Source organism: Leptotrichia trevisanii DSM 22070, from assembly GCF_000482505.1.
Classification (GTDB): domain Bacteria; phylum Fusobacteriota; class Fusobacteriia; order Fusobacteriales; family Leptotrichiaceae; genus Leptotrichia; species Leptotrichia trevisanii.
The window spans coordinates 18,840-37,571 of sequence record NZ_KI519444.1; the positions used below are offsets into that span (position 1 = coordinate 18,840).

The 18,732-nt window shown below is 27.7% G+C and carries 21 protein-coding genes; all 21 read right to left on the bottom strand.

Going from position 1 to position 18,732, the window contains the following annotated elements; genetic code table 11:
- Window positions 1-2: 2 nt before the first annotated feature.
- On the bottom strand, window positions 3-410 hold the full coding sequence (locus K324_RS0111270) for a YkvA family protein (RefSeq protein ID WP_026749215.1): 408 nt from the start codon (window positions 408-410) through the stop codon (window positions 3-5).
- A gap of 283 nt (window positions 411-693) precedes the next feature.
- On the bottom strand, window positions 694-1,266 hold the full coding sequence (locus K324_RS0111275) for a hypothetical protein (RefSeq protein WP_036095718.1): 573 nt from the start codon (window positions 1,264-1,266) through the stop codon (window positions 694-696).
- Window positions 1,241-1,453, bottom strand: coding sequence for a hypothetical protein (locus tag K324_RS0111280; RefSeq protein WP_026749217.1), 213 nt, complete (start codon window positions 1,451-1,453; stop codon window positions 1,241-1,243). Before K324_RS0111280 ends, K324_RS0111275 begins: the two co-directional genes overlap by 26 nt.
- 147 nt (window positions 1,454-1,600) lie before the next feature.
- Complete coding sequence (locus K324_RS0111285; protein WP_026749218.1) at window positions 1,601-2,179, bottom strand: N-acetyltransferase; 579 nt, start codon at window positions 2,177-2,179, stop codon at window positions 1,601-1,603.
- 20 nt (window positions 2,180-2,199) lie between these two features.
- Complete coding sequence (locus K324_RS15870) at window positions 2,200-2,355, bottom strand: hypothetical protein (RefSeq protein WP_156906998.1); 156 nt, start codon at window positions 2,353-2,355, stop codon at window positions 2,200-2,202.
- A gap of 25 nt (window positions 2,356-2,380) precedes the next feature.
- Window positions 2,381-3,892 (bottom strand): glutamate--tRNA ligase, encoded by a 1,512-nt coding sequence (gltX, locus tag K324_RS0111295; RefSeq protein ID WP_026749219.1) that lies wholly within the window; start codon window positions 3,890-3,892, stop codon window positions 2,381-2,383.
- A 435-nt stretch (window positions 3,893-4,327) separates the two neighbouring features.
- Complete coding sequence (locus tag K324_RS0111300) at window positions 4,328-4,744, bottom strand: YjdF family protein (RefSeq protein WP_026749220.1); 417 nt, start codon at window positions 4,742-4,744, stop codon at window positions 4,328-4,330.
- A gap of 312 nt (window positions 4,745-5,056) precedes the next feature.
- Window positions 5,057-5,665 (bottom strand): hypothetical protein, encoded by a 609-nt coding sequence (locus K324_RS0111305; protein ID WP_248615395.1) that lies wholly within the window; start codon window positions 5,663-5,665, stop codon window positions 5,057-5,059.
- 60 nt (window positions 5,666-5,725) lie between these two features.
- Window positions 5,726-6,400 carry an NAD(P)H-dependent oxidoreductase gene (locus tag K324_RS0111310; protein ID WP_026749222.1) on the bottom strand — a complete coding sequence of 225 codons (675 nt, stop codon included), beginning with the start codon at window positions 6,398-6,400 and terminating at the stop codon, window positions 5,726-5,728.
- A gap of 83 nt (window positions 6,401-6,483) precedes the next feature.
- A complete protein-coding gene (locus K324_RS0111315) occupies window positions 6,484-6,984 on the bottom strand; it encodes a hypothetical protein (RefSeq protein WP_026749223.1) in 501 nt (166 codons plus the stop codon).
- A gap of 37 nt (window positions 6,985-7,021) precedes the next feature.
- Entirely contained in the window at window positions 7,022-7,945 is a 924-nt protein-coding gene (locus K324_RS0111320) for a deoxyribonuclease IV (protein WP_084533639.1), read from the bottom strand.
- Window positions 7,946-7,968: 23 nt separating this feature from the next.
- On the bottom strand, window positions 7,969-8,289 hold the full coding sequence (locus K324_RS0111325; protein WP_026749225.1) for a TfoX/Sxy family protein: 321 nt from the start codon (window positions 8,287-8,289) through the stop codon (window positions 7,969-7,971).
- Window positions 8,290-8,296: 7 nt separating this feature from the next.
- The gene (locus K324_RS0111330; protein WP_026749226.1) at window positions 8,297-9,181 is read right to left on the bottom strand and encodes a BRO family protein; all 885 of its coding nucleotides are present in this window, start codon (window positions 9,179-9,181) and stop codon (window positions 8,297-8,299) included.
- Window positions 9,182-9,278: 97 nt separating this feature from the next.
- Window positions 9,279-10,049: a TrmH family RNA methyltransferase gene (locus K324_RS0111335; protein ID WP_026749227.1), complete on the bottom strand. Its 771-nt coding sequence runs from the start codon at window positions 10,047-10,049 to the stop codon at window positions 9,279-9,281.
- Between the two features lie 111 nt (window positions 10,050-10,160).
- Entirely contained in the window at window positions 10,161-12,113 is a 1,953-nt protein-coding gene (locus tag K324_RS0111340) for a DKNYY domain-containing protein (protein ID WP_026749228.1), read from the bottom strand.
- A gap of 175 nt (window positions 12,114-12,288) precedes the next feature.
- On the bottom strand, window positions 12,289-14,508 hold the full coding sequence (locus K324_RS0111345; protein WP_026749229.1) for a DKNYY domain-containing protein: 2,220 nt from the start codon (window positions 14,506-14,508) through the stop codon (window positions 12,289-12,291).
- A gap of 174 nt (window positions 14,509-14,682) precedes the next feature.
- Window positions 14,683-16,869 carry a DKNYY domain-containing protein gene (locus K324_RS0111350; RefSeq protein WP_026749230.1) on the bottom strand — a complete coding sequence of 729 codons (2,187 nt, stop codon included), beginning with the start codon at window positions 16,867-16,869 and terminating at the stop codon, window positions 14,683-14,685.
- Window positions 16,870-16,905: 36 nt separating this feature from the next.
- The gene (locus K324_RS0111355; RefSeq protein WP_026749231.1) at window positions 16,906-17,247 is read right to left on the bottom strand and encodes a histidine triad nucleotide-binding protein; all 342 of its coding nucleotides are present in this window, start codon (window positions 17,245-17,247) and stop codon (window positions 16,906-16,908) included.
- A gap of 193 nt (window positions 17,248-17,440) precedes the next feature.
- The gene (gene rpiB, locus K324_RS0111360; RefSeq protein WP_026749232.1) at window positions 17,441-17,869 is read right to left on the bottom strand and encodes a ribose 5-phosphate isomerase B; all 429 of its coding nucleotides are present in this window, start codon (window positions 17,867-17,869) and stop codon (window positions 17,441-17,443) included.
- Between the two features lie 204 nt (window positions 17,870-18,073).
- The gene (locus tag K324_RS0111365; protein ID WP_026749233.1) at window positions 18,074-18,466 is read right to left on the bottom strand and encodes an acyl-CoA thioesterase; all 393 of its coding nucleotides are present in this window, start codon (window positions 18,464-18,466) and stop codon (window positions 18,074-18,076) included.
- Window positions 18,467-18,470: 4 nt separating this feature from the next.
- On the bottom strand, window positions 18,471-18,713 hold the full coding sequence (locus tag K324_RS0111370) for a KH domain-containing protein (protein ID WP_026749234.1): 243 nt from the start codon (window positions 18,711-18,713) through the stop codon (window positions 18,471-18,473).
- Window positions 18,714-18,732: the final 19 nt, after the last annotated feature.

Consider the following 18,732-nt stretch of genomic DNA (forward strand, 5'->3'; position numbering starts at 1 on the left):
TCTTAATCCTCATTCACAACTTGTAAATTATCCCAATCTACATTTCTGTCCTTCTCTTCCCTTTTCTTCTGAAGCTCAAATTTTTCATATTCAGAAATCAAACTTCCCAGCTTTGAAATCACATACGCCACAACACCTATATCATCACCAAACCCAATAATTGGCAAAATATCAGGCACCGCATCAATCGTAGAAATCACATAAATAATCGCTCCAATAATTTTTACCTTATCCATCGTTGGAATCTTAAATTCCCCTCTTTTGTCCGCTTGCAACATTCTCACAAGAAGTCCAAACTTTGATGCAACTGCTCCTAAATTATTTTTCAACTTTCCAGCCTTTTTCAAATCTTCTGCTGTAATATTTGTTTTTTTATATTTCTCATATAATTTTTTCGCTCTTTTTAACATAATTTTCCCCCTTTCGTAAATGAAACTTTTGGTAACCTAATTATACTAAAAAATTTCTTACAATTCAACTTAAATAATTATGGATTATTTTAATTAAATTATAAAAGCTCCGCCAGTTTATTAAAACTAAAAAGTTTATTTTATTAAAGAAAAAACATTTATTATAAATTTGAATATAAATAAAATAAAAAAAGTGATATTTAAAAGTTTAAAACTCTATACATCACTTTTTTAAATTCTTATAATTTTATCCATTTAATCTCAATAGTAAATTCAATATACTTCATTTAAGTTCCATTATCATTACTTTCAATCCTTCATCAGAAATAATATGCTCCAAAAGTTTAAATCCAAAATCTCTATAAAAATTAATCAATCTAGATTCATTCTGACATTCCAACCAGACATATTTAGTATTTATCAATTCCTTTATCTTCAATAACAAATTATATGCCGAAGTTAGTAAACCTTTTCCTGTAATTTTTTTCAAAATATCATCTGAATAATTTTTCCCCAGTTGTCCCAACAAAAAACTACTTGTCATCAAATCGCCATTTCTTAATACACTTCCGCTATTACTCAGTTTCTTTTGCTGTGTTTTTGAAAGCACATTCAATTCTTCTTTTGAAAGAATTAAACTTCTATTTGCAATTGTAAAATATCCTAACATTTCTTCAATATTATCATCAAATATTAAATGGGTTGTAGAAACACATGATTTTTCGAATCTAATAGATTTTTCTTGTAAAAATATTTCTATATCATTTTTAGGATAAACTGAGATACTTTTAAATTTTTTTAATTCTTTTATAACATCTAGTTCGTCATATTTATTCAATAACTCCTGTAACCTCATTCTCTTCAATTGCTATTTCCCCTTTTTTTCTCAATTTAAATTTTTTACCTATTTCTTCTATATCAGCTTCCTCGCATTTCAAATCCTCATTTTTATTTACAGTAAATCCTTCTTCCATCATTTTAATCAGCTCTTCAGCCGCTTCCTTATTCAATTCTAAATTTTTGAAAAAACTGCTTGTAGCCATAACTATCACCCCTTATCTTTTATTTCTTAATTAATATAATTATACCACATAAGAAATAAAATTTCCACAAAATTTTAAAAAATAGTTAAAAAAATTAATACAAAAAAGGAACTGTATACTAACAATTCCTCTTTTAGTAAAAATTTATTATATTTTCATAAACATAACTTTTAAATCATTTTCAAATCCATCAATTAAGTCAAAGCCAAATTCTTTATAAAAATTTATCAACTTACTATTATTTTCACATTCTAACCAAATATATTTCACATTGACTAATTTTTTTGCTTCCAATAACAATATCCAGATTTCGTTTAACAAATCTTTTCCTGTAATTTTTTCGCCTTTTATTTCTTGTGAAAAATTTATTCCCAATTGCCCAATCAAATAACTGTTAATTTCATAACTTCCATCTTTTTTTATATTTGAACTTTGTCCTATTTTTTTTAATTTTGTTTTTGAAAAAGTCTTTACAACTTCCTTAGGAATATTTAATTTTTTATTTGCAATAGAAAAATATCCTACTAATTCATTATTTTCATTTATTAATAAATGTGTAGTTGAAAGTGTCTTTTTTTCAAATTCAATAGCATTATTATGTAAAAAATATTCAACTTCATTTGTTGTTGCAAAATTACTTTTGAAAGTTTTTAAAAATTTTTCAATTTTTTCTATTTGATTCTCTGATTCTAATAATTTTTGTAACCCCACTCTTTCTATACTCAATTTCCTCACCTTTTAACTAATTATTTTAAAATTTCTTTTATTCTTTTACTACTTTGTATTTCTTTAACATTTGAAGTCAGATTTTTTTTTGTTGTTTTCTTATCCATTATTTTAAAAAAATTATTTGCGGCTTCATTTGTAAATATTAAATCTTTTTTAAAACTTTTTGTTGCCATAACTAACCTCCCAAAATATAAAATACTATTTTAAATTTCCTAAAATATTATTTATTCTAGCCAACGTTCTTTCTTTCCCAATAACTGCGATTACCGTGTACAAATCCGCTCCTCTGGCTTTTCCTGTAATAACTGCCCTAAGTGGCATCAATACTGCTGCTGGGCCTTCTCCTATTTCATCTTGCAGTTCGTGAAGGATTTGTTTTGCTTCGTCTTCTGAAATTTCTTCATTTAATTTATTGATTTTTTCAATAAACATTTGAATGGATTTTTTACCAGTTTCTGTTTCAAGTGAAGAAGTTAATCTTTCAATTGATTTTCTTTCTTTTTTATTCATTCCTTCTTCAATTATTGGCAATTCAAATTCATCTTCAAAATAAATTGCTGCATTTACTGGCAGCTCTTTTAATGTCTGTGAACCTTCCCTTGTAATTTCCACAATTCTTTTTAATTTTGAAAATTCTTCATCTGGCAAGTTTTCATTTTCATAATAACCAGCTTGCACAAAATATGGAATAGCCAATTTTGTCAATTCATCCAAATCCTTTAATCTCATGTGATGATTGTTTACCCATCCTAATTTAACCAAGTCAAACACAGGCCCTCCAAGAGAAATTTTATCAAATGAGAAATTTTGTATCATTTCATCAATAGTAAAAATTTCCTTGTTTTCTCCAAAGCTCCATCCCATAAGTGCAAGGAAGTTTAGAAGCCCTTCTTTCAAATAACCTTCTTCTCTGTAATAGTTCAACGAAACTGGATTTTTTCTCTTAGAAATTTTAGTCTTATCCGCATTTCTTAAAAGTGGCATATGATACCATTTAGGCTCATCCCATCCAAATGCTTTGTATAACTGAATATGCTTAGGCGTAGAAGAAATCCACTCTTCTGCTCTTATAACGTGAGTTATCCCCATCAAATGATCATCAACAATATTTGCCAAATGATAAGTTGGGAATCCATCAGATTTTAACAACACTTGATCATCAATTTTACTATTCTCAAATCTAATTTCTCCTCTTAATCCATCATTTACAATAGTTTCTCCTTCATAAGGCATTTTAAGTCTAATAACATAAGGCTCTCCAGCCGCTAATTTTGCTTCCACTTCTTCTTTTGACAAGTTTCTGCAATGCCCGTCGTATCCTGGTGCTTGTTTCATAGCTGCTTGTCTTTCTCTTAATTTTTGCAATCTTTCAGCAGTACAGAAACAATAATATGCTTCCCCTTTTTCCACCAATTGTTCAGCATAATTCTTATAAATCGAAAATCTTTCCGATTGTCTATAAGGCCCAGCTTTTCCCCCAACATCTGGACCTTCATCATAATTTAGCCCAAGCCATTTCATCGCATCAAAAATCTGCTGTTCTGAATCTCCTGAAAATCTGGTTCTATCCGTATCTTCTATTCTTAAAATAAAATCTCCACCATTATGTTTTACAAACGCATAATTAAATAGTCCAATGTAGGCAGTTCCTACGTGTGGATCTCCAGTTGGAGACGGTGCTATTCTAACTCTTACTTTTTTTTCTGACATTTTTACTTTCATTCTCCTATTCTATTCTTTTTTATTTGCTTATATTATATAATAAAATTTAACTTACTGCAACTTGCTATAAAAAATTATTGATTTTTATATTCTTTGTCTGGTACTACATCTTCTTTTAAATATTTACCAACTTCTTCCAATTTTTTCTTTACTTCATCTGCAGTTATTCCATATTTTTCGAATCTCTAACTATCAAGTCGCCATTATCCTTATTTTATTTATTTTTTTCGCAGGAAAATATAGATAACAGCAGTATTCAATTATAAGAGGGTGTCTCATAAGTCAGAAATAATTTTACTAACATAAATGTTATATATTTTCAAAAATCAACAGATATTATTTTTATTGATTTTATAAATATAGTAAAATATATAAAATTTATGATTTAGTAATTTTATTTATCTTATAAGACAGCCCCCCTTCTTATCTTCCTCTATGTTTCTTTTTCTTTTTCTCCTGTTTCAATAAAAATTTTTTCTGTTTTTCAAGTTCTTTTTCTTGTTTTGTTTTAACTTTCCGTTCCCTTTTATTCTCTTCGTGTTGTAATTTTAAAATTTCTTCCGATTTTTTCAAAAATTTTTTACTTTGAAGCTCTTTTTTTATTTCCCTTTGTCTACGTTTTGGATTTTTGGCTTTCTCATTAAAATTTGACTTCATTTCATTACTAAATCGAAGATTATAAAACTTTTTTAATATAAAATCATAAATTTCATATTCTTTAGGTTCCGAACCAAAAGTTACTTTACAAACTGATAAATTATCATTTTCAAAATTTTCAAAAATTCCTACCCAAAAAGGATTTTCAAAAAAAACTGTCAATTTTCCTGAAATCTTTCTCATAATTTCAGCCTCCTTAAAAAAATTTATAATAAAGAATGGACAACCTAAGGAGGCAGGTTACTTACATTACTGCGTCTGGACTACCAACCAGAACTGTGTTTTTATCTTTATTTATATTTATCAACTTTTTACTTTTTTATCTTGCAACAAGAACAAGAATTAAAAACCCTTTACTCAATTATTTCCAAAAGTTCTTAAAGTATTTTTTTTACTTTTTTAGGCACTCTTTATCTCTATACCCAAAACTTACCATCACTAAAACTCCGTATTTCTTGAATTCAAATACACTTTTTTGGAAAAACATTTTCTACTTTAATATCTTATAGCTCTTTTATATTTATCAAAAGCATCACTTATTGCCTGCTTGTATTCTTCCTTTTCATAAAGATTTTCTAAAATATATGAATAATATATGGACTCGCTAATCCGTTCTTTCTTATCTAAATCAAAAAACTGAACAATTACAAATTTATATTTTGTTCCCTTATCTTTGCACCACTTCCCAATAGTTTCAATAATATCAACTCTATCAATAATAATTTCCTTAGCAGTTTCTTCTTTATTTGCAGGATCATTAACTGCTTGCATTACAAAAAATCGTCCATCAGCTGTTACAGCAGTTATTATTGAATTTTTAAATTTTTTTTGGATAATCTGTTTTATTTCAGTCACATTTTGATCACTTAATTGTTTATAATCAGAACCTCCATCTACCTTAACTTTCATTAAATCTTTCTCATAAGCTGCTTCTGTTTCTATTCTTTTTTTCTTTGTTTCTTCCGATAACTGTTCTGAACTTTCTTGCTTTTGACTTGTTTGTTCAGCTGTATTATTTGGCCTATTTTCATTTTCATTTTGATTATTTTTATTACCACACGAAAATGCCATTACCAGCAACATCATTACAAAAATTTTTTTCATAAAAATCCTCTTTCTGCAATAAATTAATTTGAGTATATTCAAAATTCAAGTATTCAAAAACTACTCAACAACCTCATAAACTTCCGAAAGTTCTCTTCTAGTTTTTGGAGTAATATCTTCATCTCTATATCCAAAACTTACAAAATATGAAATTCCATATTCCTTCAAATCAAAGATACCTTTTTCAGAGAAGTATTTTTCAGCCATTTCTTTATTAAATCCTTCAATTGCACAGCTGTCAACCCCAAGAGCTGCAGCCATATTCATCATATTTACCATTGCAATGTAAGTCTGTTTTGAAGCCCAGTCAAATAATGCTCTTTCATTTTCCAGCAACTTAAAATGATTTTCTTGAAATTTTGTAAAAAATTCTTTTCTAATCTTCAAATTTTCATCAGAAATATTTTTTATTTCCTTCCCAATTTTTTCAAAATACTTGCTATCACCAGTAACACCTTTTCTAGCCAATACCATAACAATATGGCTCGCCCCATTCAAGCTGTTAATTGCTCCCCAAGCAAACTCTCTCATATCATTCAGCATTTCCTCATTTTTCACAAGAATAAATTTCCAAGGCTCAAGCCCAAAAGAACTAGGAGAAAGTCTCCCTGCCTCAATAATTGCCTTAAAATCTTCGTTTGAAACAACTTTTGCCTTATCGTATTTTTTGCACGCATATCTTCTGTTAAATATTTCAAACATTTCCTTTTTTGTTAATTCTTTATCTTTTAGCATTTTTATCACTTCTTTCTGTATATTTATCATATCTTATATAAACTTTACTATTTTTTTATTTATTTAAAAAATTATTTTCTATTCTAAAATCTTGTAGCTTTTGAATACTGAGAAAACCCTTCTTTAAGTGCTTTTTTATAATCTTCATCTTCGTATTTGATTTGTAAAATATGAGAATAATAAATAGAACGACTAATTTCTTTATTCTGTTTTTTATCATAAAATTGATTAATTATAAATTTAAACTCTATACCCTTTTCCTCACACCATTCTCCAATGGTATCAATAATATCTACTCTATCAATTGTAACTTCTTTTCCTGTTAATTCTTTATTATTACCATCGGTTACGTTTTTTCTTATAAAAAATCGTCCATCTTTTGTTACGGCTATTAATTCTAAATTGTCAAATTTTTTCCGAAGCATCTTTTTTATCTCTTTTACATTACTCTCGCTAAATTGTTTAGAATTATCGTACCCGCTAACTTCAATATTCATTAATTCTTTTTCATATATTTTTTCTTCTTTATTACCACACGAAACCAAAAACAACAAAAATAATAAAAATAATCCTTTTTTTATCATGCACCGATTCCTTTCATACTTCAAATAATAATAAATTTTACTGATTTTTTATTTTCTCCATAACGTCTTTGTCAAACTTGCCAGCTCGCAACATCTCAATCTCAAATTTATATGGCGGAACTTTTTTAGCCTTTTTATCATCGCTCAAAGCCACATAAGGTGTTTCCAAAATTTTTGGCAAATGAGAAAATTTTTCAAAATGTGCAATTTTATTTAACACTTCAAATCCGATTTTTCCAAATCCTATATTTTCATGCCTATCTTTATGTGCACCGCACACATTCTTACTATCATTCAAGTGAATTACTGATATTCTGTCAATTCCAACAATTTTGTCAAACTGTTCAATAACTCCCTCAAAATCGTTTACAATATCATATCCAGCATCGTGAACGTGGCAAGTATCAAAACAAACTGTCAGTTTTTCCTTCAATTTTACACCATCAATAATTTTTGCAATTTCTTCAAAACTTCTCCCGCATTCTGTACCTTTTCCAGCCATCGTCTCAAGTGCCACAGTCGTTTTCTGATCTTTCGTCAAAACTTCATTCAATCCTTCAATAATCTTATTAATCCCAACTTCTTCACCTTCCCCAACGTGAGCGCCTGGATGAAGAACAATTCTTTTTGCTCCAATAGCATCTGTCCTTTCAATCTCCGTTCTCAAAAACTGCACTGCAATCTCAAAAGTTTCAGGCTTTACAGCATTCCCAAGATTAATTATATAAGGAGCATGCACAACAATATCATCAATATCAATATTATTCTCCTTCATAAGTTTAAGCCCAGTCTCAATATTCAGCTCATCAATCGGCTTTCTCCGTGTATTCTGTGGTGCTCCAGTATATATCATAAAAGTATTCGATCCATAAGAAACCGCTTCCTTAACCGATCCCAAAAGCATATCTTTCCCACTCATTCCCACATGTGATCCAATTTTAAAAATTTCTTTTTTCGACATTTCTATTTTACCTTTCTTTATTTCTATTGTTTCTTTTTTTTCTTCAAAACAGGAAGTTCATCATACATTGCTTCAAATAAATTCTTCAAAAACTCTTCATTTTCAACATCATCAACAAGCAACATTTTCTTTGCTCCTTCATAAGGAACTTCATGCAAAGCATTCGGCATAAGTTCTTTCGCCGATTTTACAGCCTTCACAAGAAACCTGTCATCATAAATCCCACCAATAACTTTTTCCCTATAATAAAGAATATATTCCCCCATCATCGTTCTATATCTAATATTTTCCACTTCCGACAGCTGTTCCAATACAAAATTTAAATATTCTTTACTTGAAGCCATATTTAATTCACTCCTTGCTTTTTACTTCATCTTTACAATTTTTAACTATATCAGGAATATCTTTTACTACATCTTCAATTAATTTAGAAAAATCTACTGCATTTTTAGTTGTAATAACAGATCTTCCAGTATCTGCTTCAATCTCTTTTCTAGTATTTCCTGCTATTGTTCCACCTCGTTTTGCAACTTTTTTATTTTCTTCCAAGCCATTTGGATTATGAATATTAGTTAATTCTGTGGTTGTAGCTTCTGCAAGCATATTAAGTACAAGTTCCAAAGTTGACATATTATCCCTTAAGTTTTCTTTTTTTAATCCTTTTAAATCTTTATATTCTTTGGTTGCCATTCCAGACCACGCCTTTGAAATTTCATCTGTAAGAATTGCATATTCTATTCCCTTTTTTACTCCATGCTCTTGCCAAGCATCTGTCAATTCCTTTCTAACTTGAATCGCCTGTAACCTCTGATTTATCCATTCTTTTGAATATCCTTTTTTCAAATATGTTTCCAATGCCCTGTCAATAGTTAATTCTGGATCTGTAATTTCATCTATTCTGTCTTTTCCCACTTGTGCCAACCACATTTTAAATGGTTCTGCCTTAGGAGACGGAATTGACTGAATAATTCGGAAAATTCCTTGTATATCAGCAACATCTGTTAATCTCATTTTTCCATCAGGTGCTTTTAACTTCAACTGTCGACAAATTGTCGACAATTCACTTTTTTCCTCATCTGTCATTCTTTTTTTCATTTTATACCAATAATCTCTAGCATTTACACTATCCGTTAATGCTCCTACAACATCGACAACAGAAAAATACCATTCTTCCTTTTCATTATCCCAAACAGACCTAATTTTTTTACCTTCAAATATTTGTATATTATTCTCCATTATTTGCCACCCCTTATGTAGTTTTTCGAACTTTATTAATATTTATATTATTTTGCATAATCACAAAATTTCACTCGTATTATTATCTCCACAATTTTTATAAGCATTGCAATTTCTCCCTCATCTTATAAAGAAAAATCCCTGTCGCTACACTCACATTCAATGATTCTATATTCCCATAAATCGGAATAATCGCCTTTATATCAGAATTTTCTATCAGATATTCAGACACTCCGCCACCTTCGTGTCCAAAAATAAACGCATTATTTTCGCATAATTCTATTTTTTCATAGGAAATCGAATCTTCGTGTAAAGCAGTCGCTATTTTTAAATAATTTTTATTATTCAAAAATTCCACAATTTTTTCAGGTGTTTCATAAATTATGTTTAACTTGAAAATCCCACTCATTGTAGCACGTACCGTCTTTGGATTATAAACATCTACTGAACCCTTTGTTAGAATTAAATTCTGAAAGTTTGCAGCAATCATTGTTCTAATGATAGTTCCGGCATTTCCCGGATCCTGAATATCATCCAGAATTACAACATCACCCTGTATATCCTCAATTGTATTTAAGTTTTTAGAATACAGGAATATTATTCCCTGACTATTTTCCTGAGTTGAAACTTCATCAAACAGATTATCCTTCAAAATTGTCAAGTTATCATGTCTAGAAATTTTATATTTTTCATCAAAATATTCAAATTTCGATTCCTTTACAATAATTTTATTAAAATTGATATTCTCATTTAGAAACTTTTCGCCTTCAGCCTTAAAAATACTGTTTTCATCACGATACTTCTTTTTATCCAGTTTTTTCAACAATTTATAAAATTTGTTATCTGGACTTGCTATTACATCTCTCATTTTATATTTTCCACTTTCTACTTATTTAAAAGTACAAAAATCCCAATCTATTCAATTCATAAAGCTCAATTTTAGAGGGATTTCTGTATAATTTAAAATATTTATGTTTAATTATTGTTCACAACTGTCTGTGTATTTATAAATTTTATTTTCATCTTTTATTACATCTTCACCATCTATAGTAAATGCTGCAAAGCTTTCAACATCTGCACCTTTAACTTCCTTAGTTCCACAATATACTTTATTTTTATCTTTTGCATAACCTGCCATATATTGTAAAAATGATGGAATATCAGCATTTTCAACTTTAGATAAAATATTATTTGAAGTTAATTTAGCTAATCCATTAAAATAATAAACTCCATTTTTATCTTGAAAATAACCAGTATAATTTGAATTAATTAATTCATAAAAACCGTTATTAGAATATTTAAAGGTCTTACTGTCAAAGTTTAAAGGCATTATTTCATATTTTTCATTTCCAATTTTCCCTTTCAAATAATAAACATTATTTTTATCTTTTATGAAAGAAACAAAATCTTCATGATTTTTAAATACAAATTTGTTTCCAACAAACTCCAATCCATCTGGACTTACACCGTTTATTTTATTTCCATAATAATAAACATTGTTTTTGTCTTTTGAAAATTCATCATTCAAAACCTTAAAACTTTTTCTGTCTGCACCTGCTATTTTTTTTAAGCCCATTTTATACAATTCATTTTCATAATATACATTATTTTTATCACGGAAATAATTTTCCCAGTAATCAAATATTTCAAAAGTTTTAGAATCTACTTTAGGATTTTTTACTGCAACTACTTTTACACTTTTCAGTTTATCAGTTTTTTCATCATATACTGTAACAAGTTTATATATATTTTTACTATCACTCAAAAAATTAAGTGGTATATTTCGTCTATTAACAAGCCTTACAACTTTAAAGCCATTTGGGCTTATATCATTTAGTTTTCTTCCTCTATAATAAACATTTTTTTTATCATATGAAAAATCTTCATCTTCTACAATAGTAAAACTATTTTTATCTACATCTTGTAATTGGATAACATCCATTCTTGTATAATAAATATTATTTTTATCTTTAGAATAATTGCTATCTTTCATTACTTCAAAAGTATCTTTATCAGCATTTTTTATTATAAGATACCCAGTTTCTTTGTATGGTGTTATGGCATATATGTTTTCATTATCTTTTCCATAAATAATCGTACTTGAATTACTTGAATTATTTTTTATTATTTCAAATTCTTCAGGATTTTTTATACCTAATTTTTCTCCAGAATAAAATATTTCATTTCCATTTTTAATCAAATCATTATCCAAAACTTTAAAATCTTTTTCATTTATTTTCCCAAGATTTTTAACATCTCCAAAGTAATAATACAGGTTATTCTTATCTCTGGCATAATTTGTTCCAGAAACTTCCTTAAAAGTTTGGGGATCTGCACCTTTTACAATGTCTAATCCAGCATACACATTTTTATCATCTTTGGAATATGATCCGTCTGAAATCACCTTAAATGTTTTTGGATTCGCACCTTCAATTTTTTCTCCTGAATAATAGACTGAATTTTTGTCTTTTGCATGACTATGGTCTCCCTCCAGAACCACAAACGAATTTATGTCTGCATTTAAAATTTTATCTGAATTATAAAATACATTTTTATCATCTTTTGAATAATATTGACTCAAAACTTTTATTGTTTTTGGATTTGCCCCATTTATTTTCTGAATCCATTCGTTAATTGGACTGTAAACATTATTTTTATCTTTTGAATAATTATTTGGTAGCACTTCAAAAGTTTTACTATCTACATCTTCAAAAGATTTATTTCCCCAAAAATAAACGCTTTTATCATCTTTCGCATATTTATCATTCAATATTTTAAAGGTATTCAAATCCACATTTTCAACTTTAAATCCTGAATCATCTTCTTTACCATATTTATAATAAATTTCATTATCCTTTTTCACATATTCCGCCATTCCAAAATTTGCTAAAATAAACACCCCTAATATAACTTTAAAAAATTTAGTTTTCATAAAAATTCCTTCAAATCCTTTTCTAAATAATTTATTCAAAAAATGCTTAAAAATATTTAAAACTCTTCAAAATTGAACTAGATAATTAAAAAGAATTTTAGTAGAATAATTATGATTTCTAAATTCTTTTTCAAAGCAGTCTTACTAAAATATAAATCAAAATAATTTTTACTTGTCACTCACAATCATTTTCATAAATCTTATTTTTATCCTTAACTACAACTCCCTCATCTGCATAAAATATAATAAAACTTTCTGCATCTGCACCTTTAACTTCCTTATTTTTACAATACACTCTATTCCTATCTTTTGAATATCCAAATTGAAGTTCCCTGAATGTCGGAACATCTACGCCTTCTATTTTAAAAAATAGTTTATTTTGGATATCCTCAGTTTTCTCAGTGTCCAATTTTTCCAAATTTGAATAATCAAAATAATAAATCCCGTTTTTATCTTTAAAATATCCACTGCGTTTATGAACAGGCTTAAAGGAACTGCTGTCAAATTTAAAAGGTATAAGTTTATATTTTTTTTCTTCATTTTTAGCTTTCAAAAAATAAACATTATTTTTATTTTTAAAAATTATAGCATTTTCATCTAAAATTTCAAATCCATCAGAATTTACGCCTTCCAATTTATTTCCATTATAATAAACATTCTTATCATCTTTTCCAAAGTTTGCTTCCAAACTTACAAAACTATTACTGTCAGCTGCTTCCAGTTTTTTCAATTCTTTGCCAAAATCTGCATCATAATAATAAACAGTATTTTTATCTCTATAATAAATATCAAAGTTTTTATTTATCACTTCAAAACTTTTAGTATCCACTTTTGGATTTTCTATGGTAACTAACTTAGTTTTTGCAATTTTACCACTATCTTCATCAAAAATAGTAATCAATTTATATAAATTTTTATTGTCAGTCAGGAAATAGAAAGATTCATTTCTGTTATTCAAATCTATAATTCTAAACTCACTAGAACTTATTCCATTTATTTTTTTCCCCATAAAATATACACTATTTTTATCGTAAGAGAAGTCGTTCTCATTTTCTTGAATAACAAAACTATCTTTATCAGCACCTTCCAACTTTACAACATCGTTTCGTGTAAAATAAATATTATTTTTATCTTTTGTATACATATTATTTTTCATTACTTCAAAAGAATTTACATCTGCATTTTTTATTATTTTGCTTGAATAAGTTTCATCAAATTTTGTTGATTTTGAAATTACATACACATTTTTATCATCTTTTCCGTAAATTAAATTTGGAACATTATAATACTTGCTCAAAATTATTTCAAAAGTTTCTGGACTTTTTATATTCAGTTTTTCCCCTTCTGCAAAAATTCTATTCCCATTTTTTACCACGTCAATTCCACCAGAATACAAAATTTTAAGATTTTTCTTATCAATTTTATCAATTTTCAATTCCCGATAGTAAAGATTATTTCTATCCTTTGAATAATCAGTTGTTCCAGAAAGCCTTTCAAAAGTTTTCAAATCAGCCTCTTTTATTTTTCGGCCTCCAATAAAGACGTTATTTTTATCTTTTGAATACATTTGAACAAGATCGCTAGGCTCTAAAATGACTTCAAAAGATTTTGCATCAGCTCCTTTTATTTTTTCACCAAGATAATAGACATTATTTTTATCTTTTCCATAAGCTCCATTTTCTTCTATTACTTCAAAAGTAGCCGCATCGGCATTTTTTATCTTCTGTCCAAAATTCAGAAATACATTTTTATCATCCTTCAAATAAACCTGATTTAATATTTTTATTGTATCAGGATTCGCATCCTTTATTTTATCAGAACCACTGTACACATTATTCTTATCTTTTGCGTAATAATCAGGCATTATTACCTGAAATGTACTTTTATCAACATCATATATCGGCGTTCCAGCATAATAAATATTATACTTGTCCTTTGAATAACCTTGATCAATTACCTCAAAACTATTCAAATCCTGAACATACTCAACTTCAAGAAAACTTCCTCCAATATACAATTTGCCATTATTTCTAAAATACAAAAGTTTGTCCTTATTTTTATAAAGTTTGAAATCTTTCGGATTTATCTCCATTTTTTCATCATAATTATAAATATATTTTTTATCTTTTCCATTGACTTCCCCAATTACCTGAAAAGTCTTAATATCAGCATCTATTAACTTCTTATCAAGATAAAAAACACTTTTCCCATCTTTCCCATAAATATCATTTAATTTTACAAATGTCTTAAAATCCGCATTTTCTACTTTTCTCTCATCAGCTTGCTCTGTTTCATCCTTATAGTAAACAGCGTTATCTTTTTTTATATATTCAGCTATTCCCAGATTTGCCACAAGAAAGACAAGAATTACAATTTTAGAAAGTTTGCTTTTCATAAAATTTCCTCCAACTCCTTTTATAAACAATTTATCAAAAAACATTTAAAAATATTTAAAACTTTTCAAAATTAAATCAGATAATTAAAAAGAATTTTAGCAGGATAATTATGATTTCTAAATTATGTTTTAAAGCAATCTTACCAAAATATAACTCAAAATAATTTTTACTTGTCACTCACATTCATTTTTATAAATCCTATTTTTATCCTTAACTACAACTCCCTCATCTTCCAGTACAACAGTAAAACTTGGGACATCCACCCCTTTAAATTCCTTATATTCACAATAAACTTTATTCTTATCTTTGGAATACCCATATCCAAATGCTTTAAATGTTGGAATATCAGCTCCTTCGAGTTTAATAAAGGCATTTTGTACATCCTTTGATTCTGAATTTAACAATTTACCGTAATCAAGATAATAAATTCCATTTTTATCTTTAAAATAATTACTCGTATCCTTATTCGCTATATCAAATGAAGCACCGTCAAAATTTAAAGGTACTATCTCATAGTCTCCTGTCCCAGTTTCATCTTTCCAAAAATATACACCATTTTTATTTTTAAAAATATCTGGACCAACAAATTTAAATCCTTCTGAGCTGATATTTCTAATCTGCTTCCCAAAATAATAGATATTTTTATTATCCTTTGCGAAAAAATTATCCATTTCGACAAAGCTGTTTCTATCACCACCTTCGACCTTTCTCAGTTCTTTTTTATTCATATCATAATAAAAAACGCTGTCCTTGTCTTTATAATAACTTCCTGTATCTTCTTTAACAATCTCAAAACTCGGAGCATCTACTTTTACATTCGTTACAGTAACCAATTTTGTATTTTTCAATTTATACGTTTCAGGATCAAATTCATAAATAAATTTATATAAATTTTTACTGTCTGTCAATAGTGCAAATGTTACAGAATCCCCAAAATTAACAGCTAAATCAACTATTTTAAATCCTTTTGGACTTATTCCATCTATCTTTTTCCCATAAAAATACACATTGTTCTTGTCGTAAGAAAAGCCATGTTCTCCAATAGTAAAACTGTCTTTGTCTACATCTTTTATTTTCACAACATCAGAATGCGTAAAATAAATATTATTTTTATCTCGTGAATATGCACCAATTTCCATTATTTCAAAAGAGTTTATGTCCGCATCTTTTATTACTTTACTACGAATTTTTTGTCCATTTCCTATAATTACATATATATTTTTATTGTTTTTTCCATAAATTATATTTGGATTATTGTAATAATCATTTTTTATTATTTTAAAATTTTCTGGATTTTCTATATCAAGCCTATTTCCATTAGCATAAATTCTGTTTCCATTTTTTATAATACCAAGCACTCCAGCACTCATAATTTTTAAGTTATCTTTAATTTCATCAATTTTTTTCCCAGAATAATACAAGTACTTTTTATCCTTTGAATAAGACGGCTCTTCTTTTATAATTTCAAAAGTTTTCGGATCTGCTCCTTCTATAATGTATGTTTCCAAATAAACATTATTCTTATCTTTTGAATAGTGATCAAAAGATTCTTCTGAAATTACCCGAAAAGTTTTTACATCAGCTTTTTTTATTTTTTTCCCCATTAAATACACATTGTTTTTATCTTTTCCGTAGTATTGTCCTAATGCTTCAAAAGACTTAACATCTGCATTTTTAAGTGTATTACTAAAAGAAAAATCTGAAAAAACAGTTTTATCGTCTTTTATATATACAATATTCAAAACTTTTATTGTTTTTGGATTTGCCCCTTTAATTTTTTTATGTCTTGAATACACGCTATTTTTATCTTTAGCATAGTAATTTGGCATTATTATCTGAAAAGTATCCATATCCACATCAGACAAAGTTACTCCTCCATAATAAATATTATGTTTATCTTTTGAATATTCATCATCCAGTACTTCAAAAGTATCTACATCCTCAATTTCATTAAGTTCATTTAATCCTTTTAAATCATATATTTTACCATTATTTCTAAAATATACTATTTTATCCTTATTTTTATAAAATTTAAAATCTTTTGGATTTATTTTTACTTTCTGGTTATACCAATAAAAGTTATCTTTGTCTTTTCCAATATTTTCCCCAACTGCCTGAAATGTTTTTAAATCGGCATTTTTTAGTTTTCCATCTTCATAAAAAACATTTTTACTGTCTTTCCCGTAAATTTTATTCAGCTCTACAAATGTTTTAAAATCCGCATCATTTACCTTTTTCTCATCAGTCTGCCATATTTCATCCTTATAGTAAACAGTATTATCTTTTTTTATATATTCAGCCATTCCTAGATTTGCCACAAGAAAGACAAGAATTACAATTTTAGAAAGTTTGCTTTTCATGTACTTCCTCCATAATTTTAGAAAATTTGACTATTTCTATTTCAATTTAACTGGCAACTTTTCTCCACCTAAAATATGATAATGAATATGCAAAACTTCCTGTCCGCCATTTTCTCCAATATTAGTTATAACTCTATATCCATCCTTATCTAATTCCAAAATTCTAGCCACTTTTGCTATCGTAAGCTGCAATTTTCCCAACAATAAAGCATCTTCTTCAGTTGCTGCATCCAAACTTTTGATTTCTTTTTTTGGAATTACAAGCACGTGAACTTTTGCCGCTGGATTTATATCATGAAAAGCCAGGAACTCCTCATCTTCATACACGATATTTGCTGGTATTTCCTTATCTATTATCTTTTTAAAAATTGTTGACATAAAAATCACTTCCTTATTTTATTTTTTTAAAATAGATGTGTTCAAAAACTCGATGTTTTTTTATTTTAACAAGGGGCCAAAACCCCTTGCTTCATAATAATATTTGTTCTATTAAACCTTGATAATTTCCAGACAAGTCTAACAAATATTTAGCGATAAAATTTTAATTAGAATTTTTAAGATATTTTCTAAATTACAATTCTATTTTTCCGACTCTTTTAGCGTGTCTGCCACCTTCAAATTCTGTATTTACAAATGCCTCAACACAAGCCAGCCCTAAATCTTCACCTAAAACTCTCGCTCCTAATGCTATAATATTTGCATCATTGTGAAGTCTTGCAAGTTTTGCTGTGTACTCATTGTGGCAAAGAGCTGCACGAATTCCTTTTATTTTATTTGCAGCGATAGAAATTCCAATCCCTGTTCCACAAATCAAAATCCCAAAATTCACTTCTCCACTAAGAACTTTCTTACTAACTTCCTTAGCAATATCAGGATAATCAACCGAATCCAACGTATCAGTCCCCACATTTACAATTTCATATCCTTTCCCTCTCAATTCCTGCATAATTTTATTCTTAAATTCCACTCCTGCATGATCATTTCCAATCGCTATTTTCATTTGTAAAACCTCTTTTCTTCTTATTTAATAGGTGATTAATAATTTTAGTTTATTATTATCATACCATTCCCCATTTACATAGTGAATATTTCTAATTTCTAATGAAGTTTAGTATCAGATTATTTTGTTTAATAATGGCTTTTACTATTTTTAGTATATTTTACAAAACTCTAATTTTAACAGTAATATAAATATTCAAAATAATTATTTAATAAGCTCCTCCAGCAATTCATTTGAAATTCTCTTTAATTTTCCGCTTTCATCAACAAAAACATTTACCGTTTCAGCCTTTGCCTTTAAAACTCCGTCTGAATTGTATATTTCATAAGAAAATCTGATTTTGATATTATTTATTTCCTCAATTTTTACAGAAATTTCAATTTCCTCGTCATACTTTGCTGAATTAATATATTCAATATTTAGCGTCTTTACTGGTAAAATAAATCCCATATCTTCCATATTCTTATATGGAAAAACATCCCTAAAATATTCAGTCCGTGCCATTTCCATCCATTTTAGATAATTCGAATGGTACACAACTCCCATTTTATCAGTATCGTAATAATAAACTCTAAGTTTAAAACTCTTCTTTTTCATTATATTACATTTCCTTAACTTCAATTTTTACACTTTTTCTATCTTTTTTTGCAACCGAAGACATAAGAACTCTAAGTGCTGTGATAATTCTTCCATTTTTCCCAATCACTTTCCCCATATCATCTTTTGTCACATTAATCGTAATATCCACAAATTTCCCTTTTTCATTGCTTTCAATTGTATAGCTTTCAGTCGAATCCAATAAATTTTCAACCCAAAAATCCACAGTTTCAAAATATTTACTCATTTTATTTCTTTCCTCCATT

Coding starts and splice junctions, on each gene's coding strand:
- K324_RS0111270 (WP_026749215.1), bottom strand. CDS start 410: ATGTTAAAAAGAGCGAAAAAATTATATGAGAAATATAAAAAAACAAAT.
- K324_RS0111275 (WP_036095718.1), bottom strand. CDS start 1,266: ATGAGGTTACAGGAGTTATTGAATAAATATGACGAACTAGATGTTATA.
- K324_RS0111280 (WP_026749217.1), bottom strand. CDS start 1,453: ATGGCTACAAGCAGTTTTTTCAAAAATTTAGAATTGAATAAGGAAGCG.
- K324_RS15870 (WP_156906998.1), bottom strand. CDS start 2,355: ATGGCAACAAAAAGTTTTAAAAAAGATTTAATATTTACAAATGAAGCC.
- gltX (WP_026749219.1), bottom strand. CDS start 3,892: ATGTCAGAAAAAAAAGTAAGAGTTAGAATAGCACCGTCTCCAACTGGA.
- K324_RS0111300 (WP_026749220.1), bottom strand. CDS start 4,744: ATGAGAAAGATTTCAGGAAAATTGACAGTTTTTTTTGAAAATCCTTTT.
- K324_RS0111305 (WP_248615395.1), bottom strand. CDS start 5,665: ATGAAAAAAATTTTTGTAATGATGTTGCTGGTAATGGCATTTTCGTGT.
- K324_RS0111310 (WP_026749222.1), bottom strand. CDS start 6,400: ATGCTAAAAGATAAAGAATTAACAAAAAAGGAAATGTTTGAAATATTT.
- K324_RS0111315 (WP_026749223.1), bottom strand. CDS start 6,984: ATGATAAAAAAAGGATTATTTTTATTATTTTTGTTGTTTTTGGTTTCG.
- K324_RS0111320 (WP_084533639.1), bottom strand. CDS start 7,945: ATGTCGAAAAAAGAAATTTTTAAAATTGGATCACATGTGGGAATGAGT.
- K324_RS0111325 (WP_026749225.1), bottom strand. CDS start 8,289: ATGGCTTCAAGTAAAGAATATTTAAATTTTGTATTGGAACAGCTGTCG.
- K324_RS0111330 (WP_026749226.1), bottom strand. CDS start 9,181: ATGGAGAATAATATACAAATATTTGAAGGTAAAAAAATTAGGTCTGTT.
- K324_RS0111335 (WP_026749227.1), bottom strand. CDS start 10,049: ATGAGAGATGTAATAGCAAGTCCAGATAACAAATTTTATAAATTGTTG.
- K324_RS0111340 (WP_026749228.1), bottom strand. CDS start 12,113: ATGAAAACTAAATTTTTTAAAGTTATATTAGGGGTGTTTATTTTAGCA.
- K324_RS0111345 (WP_026749229.1), bottom strand. CDS start 14,508: ATGAAAAGCAAACTTTCTAAAATTGTAATTCTTGTCTTTCTTGTGGCA.
- K324_RS0111350 (WP_026749230.1), bottom strand. CDS start 16,869: ATGAAAAGCAAACTTTCTAAAATTGTAATTCTTGTCTTTCTTGTGGCA.
- K324_RS0111355 (WP_026749231.1), bottom strand. CDS start 17,247: ATGTCAACAATTTTTAAAAAGATAATAGATAAGGAAATACCAGCAAAT.
- rpiB (WP_026749232.1), bottom strand. CDS start 17,869: ATGAAAATAGCGATTGGAAATGATCATGCAGGAGTGGAATTTAAGAAT.
- K324_RS0111365 (WP_026749233.1), bottom strand. CDS start 18,466: ATGAAAAAGAAGAGTTTTAAACTTAGAGTTTATTATTACGATACTGAT.
- K324_RS0111370 (WP_026749234.1), bottom strand. CDS start 18,713: ATGAGTAAATATTTTGAAACTGTGGATTTTTGGGTTGAAAATTTATTG.